Origin of the sequence: Halopseudomonas bauzanensis (assembly GCF_900114735.1) — a bacterium.
Classification (GTDB): Bacteria; Pseudomonadota; Gammaproteobacteria; order Pseudomonadales; family Pseudomonadaceae; genus Halopseudomonas; species Halopseudomonas bauzanensis.
The window spans coordinates 209,211-226,141 of the sequence record NZ_FOUA01000004.1 but is presented as its reverse complement, the minus strand read 5'-3'; the positions used below and the strand labels follow the sequence as shown (position 1 = coordinate 226,141).

Annotated in this window: 10 protein-coding genes; 4 read left to right on the top strand and 6 right to left on the bottom strand. The window is 59.7% G+C overall.

Going from position 1 to position 16,931, the window contains the following annotated elements:
- Nucleotides 1-7 precede the first annotated feature (7 nt).
- The 4 genes from BM267_RS10990 to BM267_RS16805 form a co-directional block, all read right to left on the bottom strand.
- Nucleotides 8-1,219, bottom strand: coding sequence for a glycosyltransferase family 4 protein (locus BM267_RS10990; protein WP_074780005.1), 1,212 nt, complete (start codon nucleotides 1,217-1,219; stop codon nucleotides 8-10).
- Nucleotide 1,220: 1 nt separating this feature from the next.
- Nucleotides 1,221-2,543, bottom strand: a complete 1,323-nt coding sequence (locus BM267_RS10985) for a UDP-glucose dehydrogenase family protein (protein ID WP_074780003.1) — start codon at nucleotides 2,541-2,543, stop codon at nucleotides 1,221-1,223.
- Between the two features lie 55 nt (nucleotides 2,544-2,598).
- Complete coding sequence (locus tag BM267_RS10980) at nucleotides 2,599-4,824, bottom strand: polysaccharide biosynthesis tyrosine autokinase (RefSeq protein ID WP_074780001.1); 2,226 nt, start codon at nucleotides 4,822-4,824, stop codon at nucleotides 2,599-2,601.
- 212 nt (nucleotides 4,825-5,036) lie between these two features.
- Nucleotides 5,037-6,149, bottom strand: coding sequence for a protein kinase domain-containing protein (locus BM267_RS16805; RefSeq protein WP_074779998.1), 1,113 nt, complete (start codon nucleotides 6,147-6,149; stop codon nucleotides 5,037-5,039).
- 225 nt (nucleotides 6,150-6,374) lie between these two features.
- On the opposite strand from BM267_RS16805, the gene BM267_RS10970 reads away from it, so the two are divergent.
- Nucleotides 6,375-7,361: an ATP-grasp fold amidoligase family protein gene (locus tag BM267_RS10970; protein ID WP_074779996.1), complete on the top strand. Its 987-nt coding sequence runs from the start codon at nucleotides 6,375-6,377 to the stop codon at nucleotides 7,359-7,361.
- A gap of 3 nt (nucleotides 7,362-7,364) precedes the next feature.
- Nucleotides 7,365-9,419, top strand: coding sequence for an acyltransferase family protein (locus BM267_RS10965; RefSeq protein WP_074779994.1), 2,055 nt, complete (start codon nucleotides 7,365-7,367; stop codon nucleotides 9,417-9,419).
- Nucleotides 9,420-9,425: 6 nt separating this feature from the next.
- Here the strand turns inward: BM267_RS10965 and cadR are convergent, their stop codons facing one another.
- Complete coding sequence (gene cadR / locus BM267_RS10960) at nucleotides 9,426-9,830, bottom strand: Cd(II)/Pb(II)-responsive transcriptional regulator (RefSeq protein ID WP_456236213.1); 405 nt, start codon at nucleotides 9,828-9,830, stop codon at nucleotides 9,426-9,428.
- Between the two features lie 81 nt (nucleotides 9,831-9,911).
- On the opposite strand from cadR, the gene BM267_RS10955 reads away from it, so the two are divergent.
- Complete coding sequence (locus tag BM267_RS10955; protein ID WP_074779992.1) at nucleotides 9,912-12,095, top strand: heavy metal translocating P-type ATPase; 2,184 nt, start codon at nucleotides 9,912-9,914, stop codon at nucleotides 12,093-12,095.
- Nucleotides 12,096-12,156: 61 nt separating this feature from the next.
- On the opposite strand, the gene glmS is transcribed toward BM267_RS10955, so the two are convergent.
- A complete protein-coding gene (gene glmS / locus BM267_RS10950; RefSeq protein ID WP_036992462.1) occupies nucleotides 12,157-13,983 on the bottom strand; it encodes a glutamine--fructose-6-phosphate transaminase (isomerizing) in 1,827 nt (608 codons plus the stop codon).
- 181 nt (nucleotides 13,984-14,164) lie between these two features.
- On the opposite strand from glmS, the gene acnA reads away from it, so the two are divergent.
- Nucleotides 14,165-16,906 (top strand): aconitate hydratase AcnA, encoded by a 2,742-nt coding sequence (acnA, locus tag BM267_RS10945; protein WP_036992461.1) that lies wholly within the window; start codon nucleotides 14,165-14,167, stop codon nucleotides 16,904-16,906.
- Nucleotides 16,907-16,931: the final 25 nt, after the last annotated feature.

The following is a 16,931-nucleotide window of genomic DNA, read 5'->3' as shown; positions in this document are numbered from 1 at the left end:
CCGGGGTTCAGGTAATGGTCTGGGTCGGTGAAAGTGGTTCGGTCTGATCGGTTCGCAGTGTCTGATAAACGTCGATATACCGAGCCGTGATGCGGTCGCCGGAAAACTGCGTGGCCCAGGCCAGGCATTGTTCACGCAGCTGTTGCCGGTTGGTAGCTGCCAATCGCTGGACTGCGGTGACAAAGGCATTGATGTCACCGGCGGGGCAAGCATAGCCAGTCTCGCCGGCATTGATGATCTCGGGGATGCCCCCGGCATCCGAGGCGACCACCGGTACACCATGGGCATTGGCCTCCAATACCACGCGACCCAAGGGCTCGGCCCACTGCGACGGCACCAGCAGGATGTCGATGTCTGGAAAGAATTCATCCGGTGATACGTGCCCCAGCCAGGCCAGATCCAGGCCGGCATAGGTTGATTGCAGCCTGGCCACGTAGGCGCTGTCACCCCGGCCGGCGAGGCATAGCCGGTATCCGGGACCGAGCCGACGGCATACCTGTAGCGCCGTTTCCACACCCTTGGCCGGCTCTATTCGGCCTAAATAGCCGAGCGTCAGGCCGCCGTTGGCTGGGAACGAACGTGAGGAGGGTAGCGGTTGGGCTACCGAGTTGTAGATCACCTTGGCAGGTGCCGCACGGAAGTAGCCCAGCCGCAGATGCAAAGCACGAACGTGGTTGCTGATTGCTACGTATTGCTGAACGCGCCGGGACCGCCACTTCTTGATCAGGGAAAATAGCCGACAGCTCAGCGAGCCTGGATCCTGGTTGCGGTTGCCGTCATAGAGCGTGCAGTTGGGATGGATCAGATAATAGTCCCGCGTGGTATGCACTACCGGGATGCCAAGTGCATGCGCCGCGTCCCATACCGCGACCGAGAAACCGGCCAGATTATTGGTGTGCAGCAGGTCCGGCTGTATCTGTCTTAGCAAACGGGAGACATCGAGCCGGGCGAGCGGGTTGTAGATATCCAGCAAATGCCACAACAACCGCAGCGGTCGCGCAGGGGAGCCGGTAAAGGGCCAATACAGATTGCGCAGAGGCAGTCGATACAGCGTAACGCCGTGCAACTGATCGACGCGGCTGTCCGGAGCGTCGTGCAGACTGATCACGCTGACCTCATGCCCCTGGTCCGCCATGGCTTCGGCCAGCAACTGCACCGAGACCTCGGCTCCGCCGATCCGGTAGGGGTAATACAGCGTATTGAGAATGGCGATCTTCATCTCAGCGTCCGGTGGCGTAGTATTGAAAGCCGTTCTTCGCCATGCGTCTGGGGTCATAGAGGTTACGGCCGTCGAAGACCACCGGCTTGTTGAGGTAGTTGCGAATCAGCTCGAAATCCGGCGCTTTGAAAGCCTGCCAATCGGTCACCACGACCAGGGCATCGGCCCCCTTGAGTGCCGACTCCTTGGTACCGCACAGCTGCAGCTCATCGCAATCCAGATAAAGGCGCTGAGTTTCTTCCATGGCTTCGGGATCGTAGGCGCGGACCCGTGCGCCGGCTTTCCAGAGCGCTTCCATCAACACCCGGCTGGGTGCTTCGCGCATATCATTGGTATTGGGTTTGAAGGCCAACCCCCAGATGGCGAAGGTCTTGCCGTGGAGGTCCCCCTGAAAGTGTCGGGAAATCTTGCGAAACAGCATGGTCTTCTGCTCTTGGTTGCGTGACTCCACAGCTCGTAGCAGCCGGGCATCGAAATCGACGATTTCGGCGGTTCGTATCAGCGCCTGGATGTCCTTGGGGAAACAGGAACCGCCATAGCCGGCACCGGGGTAGATGAAGTGGTAGCCGATGCGCGGGTCCGAGCCGATACCCTGGCGTACCATCTCGATATCCGCGCCGAGTAACTCGGCCAGATTGGCCATTTCGTTCATGAAACTGATCTTGGTCGCCAGCATGCAATTGGCTGCGTACTTGGTCAGTTCGGCGCTCTGCACATCCATGACGATGATCTTTTCATGGTTGCGATTGAAGGGCGCATACAACTCGCGCATCACTTCCTCGGCGTCGCTGCTGTCGGTCCCTATGATGATCCGGTCCGGGCGCATGCAGTCGGCCACCGCTGAACCTTCCTTGAGAAACTCGGGATTGGACACGACATCAAAGGTGAGCGCCGGGTCGTCGCGCCTGGCCAGCACGCCGTTGACCGTTTCGCAGACCTGACGCGCGGTCCCCACCGGCACCGTGGACTTGTTGATGATGATGCGGTGCCCATCCATGTGTTCGGCAATGGTGGCGGCGACGGCCAGGACATACTGCAGGTCGGCGGAACCATCTTCATCCGGCGGCGTGCCGACCGCGATGAATTGCACTGTGCCATGACGGACCCCGACAGGGGCGTCGGTGGTGAACTGCAGCCGGCCAGCGGCGTGGTTGTCGCGCACCAGGTTTTCCAGGCCGGGTTCGTAGATCGGAATCTGACCTTGTTGCAGACGCTCGATCTTGCCCGGATCCACATCCACACAGATAACGTGATGGCCGACTTCTGCCAGCACGGCGCCCTGCACCAATCCTACATAGCCGGTACCAAATACGGTTACTTTCATGATAATTCCTCAGAGAATCCAGCGCGCTTCTATGGCAGTCGGGTGAGTGAGGGGCCTATGCTTTTTCCGATTTGTATTCGTAGAAGTAATGGCCGTACTGACTGTATCCATAGGCGGATGACTTTTTGATTACGGCATTGAAGATGGCCCCTTTGAGCTGAATATCGTCCTGTTCGAAGCAGCGTTTGGCGGCTTCGATCTCCTTGGCCGAATTCTGTCCGAAACGCGTGACCAGCAGACTGATACCGGCTTCACGGCCGACGATGGAGGCATCGGTGACTGCCAGTACCGGTGGGGTATCAATGATGATGAGATCGTATCGGTTGTCGATCTCCCTGAGGAAACGGCGAAAGTTCTCATGCATCAGGAGTTCGGATGGGTTGGGTGGAATGCGGCCTCGTGCCATCAAGTGCAGGTTGTCCATCTCGGTGCGCTGGATGGCGGTGTCGATATCGATGCGGGCAGTCAGCAGATCGGACAGACCATCCCTTGCCGGTAGCCGAAATACCTTGTTGAGGTAGCCCTTACGCATATCCGCGTCGATCAACAGGATTTTCTGTCCGGTCTGAGCCATGCTGGCGGCCAGGTTCACGGCGACGAAGGACTTGCCCACGGAGGGGCTGGGTCCCGAGATCATCAAGACATTGTTCATCGCCTCGGCATGGGCGAAATGCAGGCTGGTACGCAGGCGCCGCAAGGACTCCACCGCGAGGTCGGCGGGGTTCTTCAGCGCCAGGATCAGACTGTCACGTTGCGCGGCGCGGCTATTACTGCGCATCTGCTTCTCCAGATGTTCCTGATCTTTGCTGAAGGGAATGGCAGCATAGACCGGCAGGCCGAGCTGTTCGATGAGTTCGGGATTTTCCACTCCGCGATTGTGCATCTGGCGCAGCAGGACCAGGGCGACGCCGAGGAACCCGCCGAACAGCGTGGCCAGGATGGTGACAATAGTCTTGCGCGGCTTGACGGGACGCGACACGCTGGCGTCGGCTGCATCGATGATACGCACGTTCCCGACGGTGCCGGCGCGCAGGACGTCCAGTTCCTGCGAGCGGTTGAGCATTGCGGTATATACCTCGGTGGTTACCGCAACATCACGTGACAACCGCAGCAGCTCCTGTTGAGTCTCGGGCAGTTCATCGACCTTCTTGCTCAATTCGTTGCGCTGGCGCTGCAGTTGCTGGGTCTGCTCCAGCAGAATCTGATAGGACGGGTGCTCACCAGTAAAGCGGCGCTGCAGCTCGGTACGCTTGAGTTCCTGTTCGGAGATCAAGGTATCCAGCTCGATGATCTGGTTCAGCACTGACTGGGTCTCGATGGAGATGTCCACGGACCTGCTGCTCATCTGGAAGTCATTCAGTGCCTGTTCATAGCGCTCCAGCTCGGAGCGTACCTGGGGCAGCTGTTCACGCAGAAACTGCAGGCTTTGCGCGGCCTCCGCCGAGTTACGTTCGACGTTCTGGCGCACATAGAGTCGACTGACTTCGTCCAGAACCCGGATCGCATACTGGTGATCGGCGTGTTGCAGGGACAGGCTGATGATACCGGAATCCTTGGCGCGCTCGCTGGCGTCTAGCTCGCTTTGGAAATACATGATGGTGTTCAGCAGGCGGTTTCGGGCTACTGTGAAGCGGGTGCCGGGACGGGCCTGGAGCCTGGCGATTTGCACCCTGAATCCGTTCTGCTCGACCTGTTGACCGACCTGGCCGGTCAGCAGTTGCTCATCATTGCCGTCATATAGACTGAAGTAGTCATGGGCGCCGGCGACCAGGGTAAGCGGTGTGTCCAGGTAAGCGGTAGGTACATGTAGCTGGAATATTTCCAGCTCTTCACCGCCCCAGGCGTATTCGACCAGGCCAAACCAGGGCAGGGCCAGCTCACCAGCGAACTCGGGCTGGAAGCGCCGCGCGGCCCATTCGCCGAAAACCGGAAAGTAATTGGGTGCCGCTACCGTATCCAGCTTGAGGTTGGTAACCGCCTGACCGATCACCGCTCTGGACTTGATCAGCTCGATCTCGGTAACGGCCTTGGAGGGGCCGCCAAATACATCCGACAGCTCCGACATACCTGCCAGGCCACCACTCTTTTCTTCAATCTGGATCAGAGCGTTGGCCTGGTATATCGGGGTGGTCAGAATGGCGTAGGTCATGCCAAGTAGAGCGAACCCCAGGGTCAATCCGGCGATGATCCATTTGCCATCGATCAACGCGCCGAAGAGCACCGCCAAGTCGATTTCGTCGGTACTGCTCTGGTTTCGATAGGGGGAGGTGATGTTTTGCATGATTTCCCTTGCGCATGCGCATGATGAAGTGGTCTTGAAGCGTCGGTTCCAACTGGGTTGGGGTGAGGCTTCAGGCACGCTACCGCCCCAGGATTTGCAGTCGGATCCTGAAGACTGTTGTCGCTATGTATGGTTGAACTTCTCAGGCGGGCATACGGCAGCCACAACGGCTACTGCACGTTTGAGAAAGGCAGTTGGTAATAAAAAGTTCGTTACTGCCGGAGCATGCTGGCTGAGGTCGCCGTCCAGATCTCAGGCTTCTGGTGATGTCCGATACGATGGGTGTACAACGGTTTTATAAATTCTTCCACGGACTCCGGGCGCAATGAAGGGCAGGAGTGCGTGGCTGCTTCGATGATGTGCTGGAGCGATCTGTTGGTAATGTCCTGTCGCCAGTCGGGAAGCAGCGGTCGGGAAAAATCCGATGTTAGTAACTGATACAGCAGAATCCCCAGCGAGTAGATATCACTGCGCGGGGTTACATCGTCGTTGCGGTAGGTTTCCGGCGCCCGGTAAAAGCAGCAGCAGCTTGTTTTATGGGGCTGCCCGGGATTCGCCAGGGACTTTTCCGGTGCGGTAATCCGAATGCGGCCGTTATCCGCAACGATGAGATTGTCCGGTTGCAAGAACGCATGGACAGTGCCTCTGGAGTGTTGCTCGGACACTTCCCTCGCCAAGCTCATGAACAGGTTGAGCCGTTGTTCGATTGGCATGATGTCCAGGTGACGCTGTCCGGCCCAGGCTTCCAAGGTAGCGCCACCTGTATGGTGGAAGGCGCGTGCTCCCGCATGCGTTGTATTCATTGCGGTGCCCGCATCCAGAATCATTCCAGCCCGATCGAATCCGGCGGGGTTCAGGGGAATTACATCCAGATGGTGGAACGAGGGGGCGGGCGGCGCTATCCGGGCGCTGGTGAACAGGGGGTCGCCAATGGCTGCGCCTGCGCCGACGTATGGCTGTGTCGGAATGATATCGCAATCGGCCTGAGCCTCCATTTTCTTCACCGGTCCTTTGATCCGGTAGCCGACCCGGGGGATGGTGACCAACAGCAGCGCATTGACGCCCAGCGCCTTACGTAGTTTGGCCATGGCGTTGGCGAGTACGTTTTCCACGGTAATCCGCCCGCCCCAGACGGTATGCAATAACTCTCCCTTGGTTACTACCTCGTCGGCGTGCTCGAGAATTTTTGCCAGCAACACCAAGGGCCTGCGTTCGATTGCTACCGGTGATCCATCGATTCTAAGTTCGAAGCGCGCTTCGTTAAACTCCGCTGTACCGAAAAAATATCGATACAGCCTGGCAGGTCGCTTGTGCAGTAAATCCATTGCTATCTCCCTCTCTGCATGGGTCACGCCGGATATTAAGGCAGATAATTCAAGATTAAGTTTTGTTCGTTAGCAATTGGTTATAGATCGGTTATTACGCTGTAGTCGTTACTGATTCGTGAAGGCGCACCGCTCGGTTTCGTGCCTGAATGTTTTGAAATTGGCATGGGCAGTCGTATATTGCCGCGCCGGGTCAGGGGTTTCCTCACTTGTTGGGGTGTTTATATGGATGTTGATGATAAGTTCTCCGAAAAGCTGGCCAGGATGGTGAAATCTTCGTTTACCTTGTCGGTCGTTGATATGCTCCCGGAGTGGGCTGAGTACCAACTCAGATACCTGAAACGGCACAGGAAACTGTGCAATTTCCGCGACCCGCAAAGGTTGTCCGAAAAGTTGCATCATCGAATGCGCTATCCCTTGCCACATTTTTCACGCCTGGCCGATAAGGTGTTGGTTCGTGATTATATTCGAGACACTGTAGGAGACAGATTCAATGTTCCCTTGTATGCCGCCATGGAAGTGGTAACTGCGTCACAGTTTGAATGTTTGCCTGATAGTTTTGTCATGAAAACGAATAACAGCAGCGGTGCGGTCAAGATTGTTTCCGACAAGTCTCGGGAAGACATGGAGCAACTTGCAGCGTTGAGTAATGCCTGGTTGCGAGACGACTTTTCCCGACGTCGGGGCGAACGGCATTACAAGGCCATCCGCCCTCAGGTGCTGTTCGAACAGGCATTACTGACAGCCAATGGGCCGCCGGCGGATTACAAGATTCATGTATTCAACCCCGTGGAAGGGGATAGCTACCTGTTTATCCAGGTGATTAACGGGCGGTTCGGCCGTATGACCCAGAATCTGTTCTCCGCAGATTGGCAGGAATTGCCGTTCCGTCTTGGCGAGACGTTGCCTCCCAGTATCGATACCGGCATTACCCGCGCTCCTGCCGAGCTGGCCGAGATGCTCGATGTTGCCCGGCGGCTGGCGCAACCTTTTGGCTATTGCCGGGTGGACATGTACGTGTTCGAGGGGCGGATCTACGTGGGGGAAATCACTTTCACCCCTGGAGCCGGGGCTTTCAAGCTGTACCCCGCGGAGTGGGACCTGAAACTGGGGGCATTGTTTCGTTGGCCGGAGCTGCCGCTGTCGGCTATTACCCTCGAAGCGATTGGACGCGGCCGCCATTTTCATGATGCGGTCAACGAGTTGGGGTGAATCATGGGCAAGCCTGTAACTACCGGTGTTTCGGATACCGGGGCATTCCGCGGAGATATCGAAGGTCTGAGAGCGCTGGCGGCGTTGCTGGTCGCCATCTTCCACATCTGGATGAACAAAGTCTCCGGCGGGGTGGATGTATTCTTCGTGGTGTCTGGCTACCTGATCACGCTCTCACTGCTCAGGCAATACGACCAGCAGGGGCGGGTGCGACCGCTGGTGTTCTGGGCGGGGTTGGCGCGGCGGCTATTGCCGGCCGCTCTGTTGGTGATCGCGGCAGTATTGCTGGGGACCTGGCTGCTGTTACCCCGTTCGCTGTGGATGTCCGCAATGAAGGAAAGCCTGGCGGCGATGTTCTATATGGAGAACTGGCTGCTGGCGTTGAACTCGGTGGATTATCTGGCGCGAGATAATCTGCCGAGCCCGGTGCAACATTACTGGGCGCTGTCGGCGCAGGGGCAATTCTATGCGCTCTGGCCATTCGTGGTCATGCTGGCGCTGTATCTGAGTTCACGTTTGGCACTGAGCCAACGACGGGGGCTCTTGCTGACCTTCGTTAGTGTGTTCATGCTCTCGCTCGGGTTTTCCATCATCCATACTGCGGCGAATCAGACTTTTGCCTATTTCAACACCTTTGCCCGGGTCTGGCAGTTCGCACTCGGGGGGCTTGTCGCCATCACGCCATGGATAACGGTCAATGGTAGTTTGCGCCGGCCGCTGGGCTGGATAGGGCTGGCCGCCATCGTCAGCTGCGGGTTTCTGCTGGATGTGTCGCTGAGCTTCCCGGGTTATGCCGCGTTGTGGCCCTCGCTGGGCGCGGCGCTGGTGCTTGGTGCCGGTGCGGGCATGCTGCCGTTGAGCGCACGGAACTTGCTGTCGATCCGGCCATTGGTCTGGCTGGGCGGGATCAGTTATGCCTTCTATCTGTGGCACTGGCCGGTGATGATTTTCTTGCGGGCGAGTTTCGGTGAACCGGCCACCACCTGGTATGGCGGAGTGGTGATCATGCTGCTGTCGTTGATCCTGGCCTGGCTCACTACCCGGTTGGTCGAAAAACCGCTACGCAAACACCTCGGGCGACGGTCTCCTGGTTTCGCCTACGCGGCCGGGTTGGCGGCAGTGGCCCCGCTGGTGCTGGCAATCCTGCTGTGGCGCAACGAGGTGAAGGACCTGACCGAGGAATACCGGGTGCCTGAAGTAGTCGACGCCACTCTCTATCCTGGTGCCCGGGTGCTGGCCGATGGAAGCCCCTCCGGAGGCATCACCCATGCTGCCATTGTTCCGGAACCCTTTATGGCCAGCAAGGATGTTCCCAGACCCTACCGGGAAGGTTGCCACCAGGGCCTGTATGGTACCGAGGCCACGCCTTGCCATTACGGGAGCGCCGACGGGGAGATGACTATCGCGGTGGCCGGCAGTTCGCACGCCACGCACTGGGTGCCCGCCCTGGATGTCATCGCCCAGCAGCGCAACTGGCGACTGGTGAGCTATACCAAGAATGGTTGCCGCTTTACCGCGCTGGCTGAGGAGTCACCGGAGAATCGGCAGAACTCCTGTGCCCAATGGAACGACAATGTACTCGCGGCTATTGCCGAACTCGAACCGGATTTCGTCTTCACCACAGCCACGGTAGCGATGACAGTCGATCAGCCCGAGCATGTGCCTGAAGGTTACGTGCAGCAGTGGCAGAAGCTGCAGGCACTGGGCTTCAAGATACTCGCGGTGCGCGATACTCCTTTCATGGGTTTTCATGTACCGACCTGCGTAGATATGAACGGGGCAAACTCACCCCAATGTTCCCGGCCGCGCAACGCTGCCTTGACGGAGACCTTGGTGCTGGAGCAATTGAACGTTGCGGGTACAGCTACGCATTTCATCGATATGAGCGATTATTTCTGTACTCGTGATACCTGTCCGGCGGTCGTGGGAAACGTTTTGGTCTACAAGGACAAGAGTCATATTTCGACCGTCTACATGAAATCCCTGAGCAGCTATCTGGGACAAGAAATCGAGCAAGCGATGCAAGAGCATGCCGAGCGCCATCTTGTTGAGCGCTGACGGCTTCTATGTATGACATGAACTGTCCGTCAGGCCCTGCAGTATTCCGCAGGCTTCCATCGGGCGGACGCCGGCGCATTTTTCGCGCAATATTATCAGGTGCTGCTTGAGTTGACCCAGCGCTTCAATCTGGTCTTCCACCTGCTGGATGTGCGTGTCCAGCATGGCATTCACTTCACTGCAATCCAGGGTAGGGTTCTCCCGCAGACTCAGCAGAGCCCGAATCTCCCCGAGCGACATGTCCAGCGAGCGGCAATGGCGAATGAACTGCAGCCGCTCGAGGTGGGCTTCGTTGTAGAGCCGGTAATTCCCCTCGCTGCGCGCTGGTTCCGGCAGCAGTCGCTCTTTTTCATAGTAACGAATGGTCACGACCTCGCAGCCGGTACGTCGGGCCAGTTCGCCGATTCTGATATCCATGTTTGCTCCCGCTTGACTCTATAGTGGCTATAGGGATTCTAATCCCAATACCGAACGACAAGTCAAGGAAATGCCATGAGCGAAGTGCCAACCAGAGAATGCGGCTGCGACAGCGTCCATGCCGCCACTGTCATCCCGGAGATGACCCAGCCGGCAGGGACAGCTGCGGCGGTTGCCCGATATCACGTGGAGAATATGGACTGCCCCACGGAAGAGGCGCTGATCCGCAATAAGCTCGCCGGTCTGCCCGGTATCGTGGGATTGGACTTCAACTTGCTCCAGCGCAAACTGACTGTGCATCACCATCTGGCTTCGCTGGAACCGGTGGAGCGCGCCCTGGCGGCCATCGGTATGCGGGCGGTGCAGCATGATGATCGGGGCGCAGCGCCGCCTCCGGCGCAGAGCAATACTCGCTGGTGGACCTTGGTTGTCGCGTTGGTTGCCGCTGGTGCGGCGGAAGTCGTGTATTGGGTTCAGGGCGGGAATCACTGGCTGGTGACGCTGTTGGCATTGGGCGCCATTTTCACTGGTGGTCTTTCCACTTACCGCAAGGGCTGGATCGCTCTCAGGCATGGCAACCTCAACATCAACGCGCTGATGTCCATCGCTGTCACCGGGGCCATGCTGATCGGCCACTGGCCGGAAGCGGCAATGGTAATGGTGCTTTTTGCCCTGGCGGAGGTCATCGAGGCCAGGTCTCTGGACCGCGCCCGCAATGCCATCCGCAAACTGCTGGATCTGGCGCCGGAGCGAGCTACGGTGCAGCAACCTGATGGTAGCTGGCTGGAAGTCGAGGCCGGGCAGGTTACGGTCGGCAGTCGGGTACGGGTACGCCCCGGTGAGCGTATCGCCCTGGATGGCGAAGTACTGGAAGGCCGCTCGACCGTGAACCAGGCACCCATCACCGGCGAGAGTCTGCCGGTCGAGAAGGCGCCGGGGGACGTGGTGTTCGCCGGTACCATCAACGAGTCCGGGTCTTTCGAACTGGGTGTCACTGCGCCAGCCGACCAATCCACGCTGGCACGCATCATCCATGCGGTAGAGGCGGCGCAGGCCAGTCGTGCGCCCACCCAGCGTTTCGTTGACCGCTTTGCCCGCTGGTACACGCCTGCCATATTCGCCCTGGCGGTAGCGGTGGCGGTATTGCCGCCGCTGTTCATGGCCGGCGGTTGGCTGGATTGGATCTACCGGGCCCTGGTGCTGCTGGTAGTCGCGTGCCCTTGTGCACTGGTTATTTCCACGCCAGTCAGCATCGTCAGTGGACTGGCGGCGGCCGCCCGGCAAGGCATCCTGATCAAGGGTGGGGCCTACCTTGAAGAAGGCCACAAGCTGCGGTGGTTGGCGTTGGACAAGACCGGAACCATTACCCACGGTAAGCCGGTCCAGACTGATTTCATTCCCCTGGCAGGACATGATCCGGCTGACAGTCGCACGCTGGCGGCCAGTCTGGCACGGCGATCCGACCATCCGGTGTCCCGGGCCATCACCGATGCGGCGTTGGCGGCTGGGCTGGCGCTGCATGAGGTGATGGAGTTCGAAGCGCTGCCGGGCCGGGGAGCACGTGGTGTGATCGGCGGCAGGCTGTGTCACCTAGGCAATCAGCGGCTGCTGGAAGAACTGGGGCTAAGTAGGGTGGCAGAAGGGCTACCAGTCGCCGATCTGGAAGCGCAGGGCAAAAGCGTGGTGTTGCTGGTGGTTGAGGGCAAGGTGCAGAGCCTGTTTGCCGTCGCCGACACGATCCGGGACAGTAGCCGCGAGGCGCTGGCCGAGTTGCATGACCTGGGCATCCAGACGCTGATGCTCAGCGGTGACAATCCCCATGCTGCGCGAGCAATCGCCAATCAAGCCGGCATCGACCGCGCCGAGGGTAACCTGTTGCCTGAAGATAAGGCGCGGGCAATCGAACGCCTGGCTGATGAAGGAAAGGTGGGCATGGTGGGTGACGGTATCAACGACGCCCCGGCGTTGGCGCGGGCGGATATCGGTTTTGCCATGGGCGCGGCGGGCACCGACATCGCCATCGAGACTGCCGATGTCGCACTGATGAGTGATGATCTGCGCAAGATACCGGCATTCGTACGCCTGTCTCGGGCGACCTCGCGGGTATTGATGCAGAACATTGTGTTGGCTCTGGGAATAAAGGCGGTGTTTCTGGTGCTGACCTTTACCGGGGATGCGACCATGTGGATGGCGGTCTTTGCCGATATGGGGGCGAGTTTGCTGGTGGTGGCGAATGGGTTGCGGTTGCTGCGTGGATGAGGTGATTTGACATGGAGCTGGGCGGCCCCAGCCCTCTCCCGCGAGGGGAGAGGGCCTACGCCTACTCCACCGTCACCGATTTGGCCAGATTGCGGGGTTTATCCACATCGGTGCCTTTGACCAGCGCCACGTGGTAGCTGAGCAACTGCAGGGGGATCGTGTAGAGAATTGGCGAGATGATGTCATCGACCTGCGGCAAGCTGATGGTGTCACTGTCATCACCGGGTTGTTCGATGGTTTCACAGGCGAAGGTGATCAGCTGTCCGCCCCGTGCGCGCACTTCTTCCAGGTTGGATTTGAGTTTTTCCAGCAGGCTGTCGCTGGGCGCGACGCTGACCACGGGCATGTCTTCATCGACCAGCGCCAATGGGCCATGCTTTAGCTCGCCGGCGGCGTAGGCTTCAGCGTGAATATAGGAGATCTCCTTCAGCTTGAGCGCACCTTCCATGGCGATAGGGTAGTGCGGGCCGCGACCGAGGAACAAGGCGTGGTGCTTGTTGGCGAAGCGCTCGGCCAGGGTGGTGATGGCTGGCTCCAATGTCAGTACCGCCTCAATCAACGGCGGCAGTTGGCGCAGGGCGGCGACGTTCGCGGCCACCTGGTTGGGCGACAGGCCGCGCACCTGCACCAGCGCGGTAGTCAGCCATAGCAGCGCCACCAGCTGGGTGGTGAAGGCCTTGGTCGAGGCCACGCCGATCTCCGGGCCGGCCTGGGTCAGCAGTCGCCAGTCGGCTTCACGGACCAGAGAGCTGCCGGCCACGTTGCAGATGGCCAGCGATGCGAGATAACCCTGGTCCTTGGCGAAGCGCAGGGCGGCCAGGGTGTCGGCGGTTTCACCTGACTGGGAAATGGTGATCAGCAATGTATTGGCCGGCACCACCACAGTGCGATAGCGGTATTCGCTGGCAACCTCGACCTGGCAGGGCAAGCCGGCCTGGGATTCGATCCAGTAGCGTGCAACCAGGCCAGCATGATAACTGGTGCCACAGGCGACGATATGAATGTTCTGCACCTGCGCCAGACGGCTTTCGGCATCTGGACCGAGGATGGCTGTCAGCACGTGGTCATCGCCGAGGGTGCCGCTGAGGGTATTGCTGATGGCCTCGGGCTGCTCGAAGATTTCCTTGAGCATGTAATGACGGTATTCACCCTTGTCCAGGCTATGCGCCGCATGCTCGTAGCGTTTGACCGGGCGCTCGACGTTGGCGTGTTCACGATCCCAGATCTCGCAACCATCGATGGTCAGGCGGGCATGGTCACCTTCATCCAGATAACGGAAGCGGTCGGTCACCTGCAGCAGCGCCAGCGGATCGGAGGCGATATAGGATTCGCCACTGCCTTCGCCAATGACCAGCGGACTGCCCATACGGGCGCAATACAGGTTCTGCGGTTCATCCTCATGGATCAATGCCAGGGCGTAGGCACCATGCAGTTCGCCCAGGGCGTTGCGGAAGGCCTGCAGCAGATTGCGCGTCTGGCTGTAATGCCAGGCAATCAGATGCGCGACCACTTCGGTATCGGTCTCGGAGGTGAACACATAGCCCAGATCGATCAGCCTGTGGCGCAGCGCCGAGTGATTCTCGATGATGCCGTTGTGCACGATCGCCAGTCCCTGGGATACATGTGGATGGGCATTATGCTCGGCCGGTTTGCCATGGGTTGCCCAGCGGGTGTGGGCGATGCCCAGGTTACCGATGGCGGGAGTGGCAGCGAGTGCGTTCTCAAGCTCGATTACCTTGCCGGTGGCGCGTACCCGCTGGATGCCGCTGTCGGCGTCGAATACGGCAACCCCGGCCGAATCATAACCGCGGTATTCCAGCCGGCGCAGGCCTTCGAGCAGGATGGGAGTGATATTACGCTGGGCGACGGCGCCGACGATTCCGCACATGGGATATTCCTTGTTTGCTAGCTGCAAAGACCGCAGTTTATCACCGGTAGGCCGGGTGCACGATATTGCGCTTCGGCCATGTTCTGAATTGTTCTGTTATCTGGACTATTCTGAAAGCTATCGGCCGGCGTACAGGGTTCGAGAGTGACCTGCCGGTCAACGTACTACCAAGAGGAGGCGCCTGATGTCGATTGACAGTTTGCAAACCCTGAGCAGCCTGCAAGTGGGTGACAGGACCTATCAGTATCACTCCCTGCCCAAGGCCGGTGAACTGCTGGGCGAGATCAACAGGTTGCCGATGTCGCTGAAAGTGCTGCTGGAGAACCTGCTGCGTCACGAGGATGGTGAAACGGTGACCCGCGAGGATATCCAGGCGATGGCTGACTGGCTGGTCAAGCGGCATTCGGACCGGGAGATCCAATACCGGCCCGCGCGGGTGTTGATGCAGGACTTCACCGGGGTGCCGGCGGTGGTGGATCTGGCCGCGATGCGCGATGCCGTGGCGCGGGCCGGTGCCGACCCGCAGCGGATCAATCCGCTGTCACCGGTGGACCTGGTCATCGACCACTCGGTGATGGTGGACCACTTCGGCAACGATGCGGCCTTCCAAGGCAATGTCGAGATGGAGATGCAGCGTAACGGTGAACGGTATGCCTTCCTGCGCTGGGGCCAGAAGGCCTTCAACAATTTCCGGGTAGTGCCGCCGGGTACCGGCATCTGCCATCAGGTAAACCTGGAGTATCTGGCGCAGAGTGTCTGGGCGGCAGAGAGCGATGGGCAGTGGTGGGCCTATCCGGACACCCTGGTGGGCACGGATTCGCACACCACCATGGTCAATGGCCTGGGCGTGCTGGGCTGGGGCGTCGGCGGAATCGAGGCCGAGGCGGCCATGCTCGGCCAGCCGGTGTCCATGCTGATCCCCGAGGTGGTGGGCTTCAAGCTGACCGGCAAATTGCGTGAGGGCATGACCGCCACCGATCTGGTGCTGACGGTGACCCAGATGCTGCGCCAGCACGGGGTAGTGGGTAAATTCGTCGAGTTCTACGGCGACGGTCTGGCAGACCTGCCATTGGCCGATCGCGCCACCATCGCCAATATGGCGCCGGAGTACGGCGCCACCTGCGGCTTCTTTCCCATTGATGATATTACCCTAGGATACCTGCGTCTGACCGGCCGCCCCCAAGAGGTCGTCGAGCGGGTTGAAGCCTACGCCAAGGCGCAGGGGCTGTGGCGTGAGCCGGGTCATGAGCCGGTGTTCACCGATACCCTGCATCTGGATATGAACGAGGTCGAGCCGAGCCTGGCCGGGCCGCGCCGCCCCCAGGATCGGGTGCCCCTAGGCCAGGTACCCAAGGCGTTCGAGGAGTTGCTGGCGCTGCAGACGGCGACCATTGCCACTGATGTCGAGCGGTTGGAAGACGAAGGTGGTGGCGGTACGGCGGTGGGTGGCCCGCGCGGTGAAGTCTGTGTGACCATCGATGGCGAAGAGCACGTCCTGAAAAACGGCGCGGTGGTGATCGCCGCCATCACCTCCTGTACCAACACCTCCAACCCCAGCGTCATGATGGCGGCGGGGTTGCTGGCCAAGAAGGCGGTCGAGCGTGGCATTCAGCGCAAGCCGTGGGTCAAGTCGTCATTGGCGCCGGGGTCCAAGGTGGTAACCGACTATCTGGAGCGGGCCGGGTTGATCGATTATCTGGACCAGCTCGGTTTCAACCTGGTCGGCTATGGCTGCACCACTTGTATCGGCAACTCCGGCCCGCTGCCGGAGCCGATCAGCCATGCGGTCAGTGAGCATGATCTGGTGGTATCGGCGGTACTGTCCGGCAACCGCAACTTCGAGGGGCGGGTGCATCAGCAGGTCAAGGCCAACTGGCTGGCGTCGCCGCCTTTAGTGGTGGCTTATGCACTGGCTGGCGATAGCCGTCTGAATCTGCAGGAAGAGCCGTTGGGGTTGGACCGTGACAACAAGCCGGTATTCCTGCGTGATCTGTGGCCGAGCAATGCCGAAATTGCCGAGGCGGTGGCACTGGTGGAAGACAACATGTTCCGTCGCCGTTACGCTGATGTATTCACCGGCGATGAACATTGGCAGTCAATCAGCGTGAGCGGTGGGGATACCTACACCTGGGACAGTCAGTCGACCTATGTACAGAACCCTCCCTATTTCGAACGCATTGATCAGCCACTGGAGCCGCTGCAGCCGATCCATCAGGCCCGGGTACTGGCGGTGTTCGGTGACTCGATCACCACGGATCATATCTCGCCGGCGGGGACTATCAAGTCCAGCTCACCGGCGGGGGAATATCTGCAACGGCTGGGTGTGAAGCCGGAAGACTTCAACTCCTATGGCTCGCGGCGCGGCAACCACGAAGTAATGATGCGCGGGACCTTTGCCAATATTCGCATCCGCAACCGCATGCTCGGTGGCGAGGAGGGTGGCCTGACTATCCATACTCCCAGCGGTGAGCGGATGTCCATCTACGATGCGGCTATGCGGTATCAGGCCGAAGGCACGCCCCTGGTGGTACTGGCGGGCAAGGAGTATGGCACTGGCTCCAGCCGCGACTGGGCAGCCAAGGGCACCAACCTGCTGGGTGTGAAAGCCGTCATTGCTGAGAGTTTCGAGCGTATCCACCGCTCTAACCTGGTTGGCATGGGCGTATTACCCCTGCAGTTCATCAATGGGCAGAATGCCCCGACGCTGCAGCTGGATGGGCACGAGGTGCTGGATATCCCCGGCATCGACGACAACCTGCGCCCCGGGCAGATGCTCAAGGTCACGGCGCATCATCCGAGCGGGCGCCAGATCGAGTTCGAGGTGCTGTGCCGGATCGATACCGGCAATGAGGTGGATTACTTCAAGGCCGGTGGGATCCTGCATTATGTGCTGCGGGACCTGTTGGCGGAGGGTAAAGGGTAAGTCGGCGATGCCCCCGCGGACGTTG

What these genes read in the sequence shown, in the direction of transcription:
- BM267_RS10990 (WP_074780005.1), bottom strand. Translation starts at nt 1,219, where the DNA reads ATGAAGATCGCCATTCTCAATACGCTGTATTACCCCTACCGGATCGGC.
- BM267_RS10985 (WP_074780003.1), bottom strand. Translation starts at nt 2,543, where the DNA reads ATGAAAGTAACCGTATTTGGTACCGGCTATGTAGGATTGGTGCAGGGC.
- BM267_RS10980 (WP_074780001.1), bottom strand. Translation starts at nt 4,824, where the DNA reads ATGCAAAACATCACCTCCCCCTATCGAAACCAGAGCAGTACCGACGAA.
- BM267_RS16805 (WP_074779998.1), bottom strand. Translation starts at nt 6,149, where the DNA reads ATGGATTTACTGCACAAGCGACCTGCCAGGCTGTATCGATATTTTTTC.
- BM267_RS10970 (WP_074779996.1), top strand. Translation starts at nt 6,375, where the DNA reads ATGGATGTTGATGATAAGTTCTCCGAAAAGCTGGCCAGGATGGTGAAA.
- BM267_RS10965 (WP_074779994.1), top strand. Translation starts at nt 7,365, where the DNA reads ATGGGCAAGCCTGTAACTACCGGTGTTTCGGATACCGGGGCATTCCGC.
- BM267_RS10955 (WP_074779992.1), top strand. Translation starts at nt 9,912, where the DNA reads ATGAGCGAAGTGCCAACCAGAGAATGCGGCTGCGACAGCGTCCATGCC.
- glmS (WP_036992462.1), bottom strand. Translation starts at nt 13,983, where the DNA reads ATGTGCGGAATCGTCGGCGCCGTCGCCCAGCGTAATATCACTCCCATC.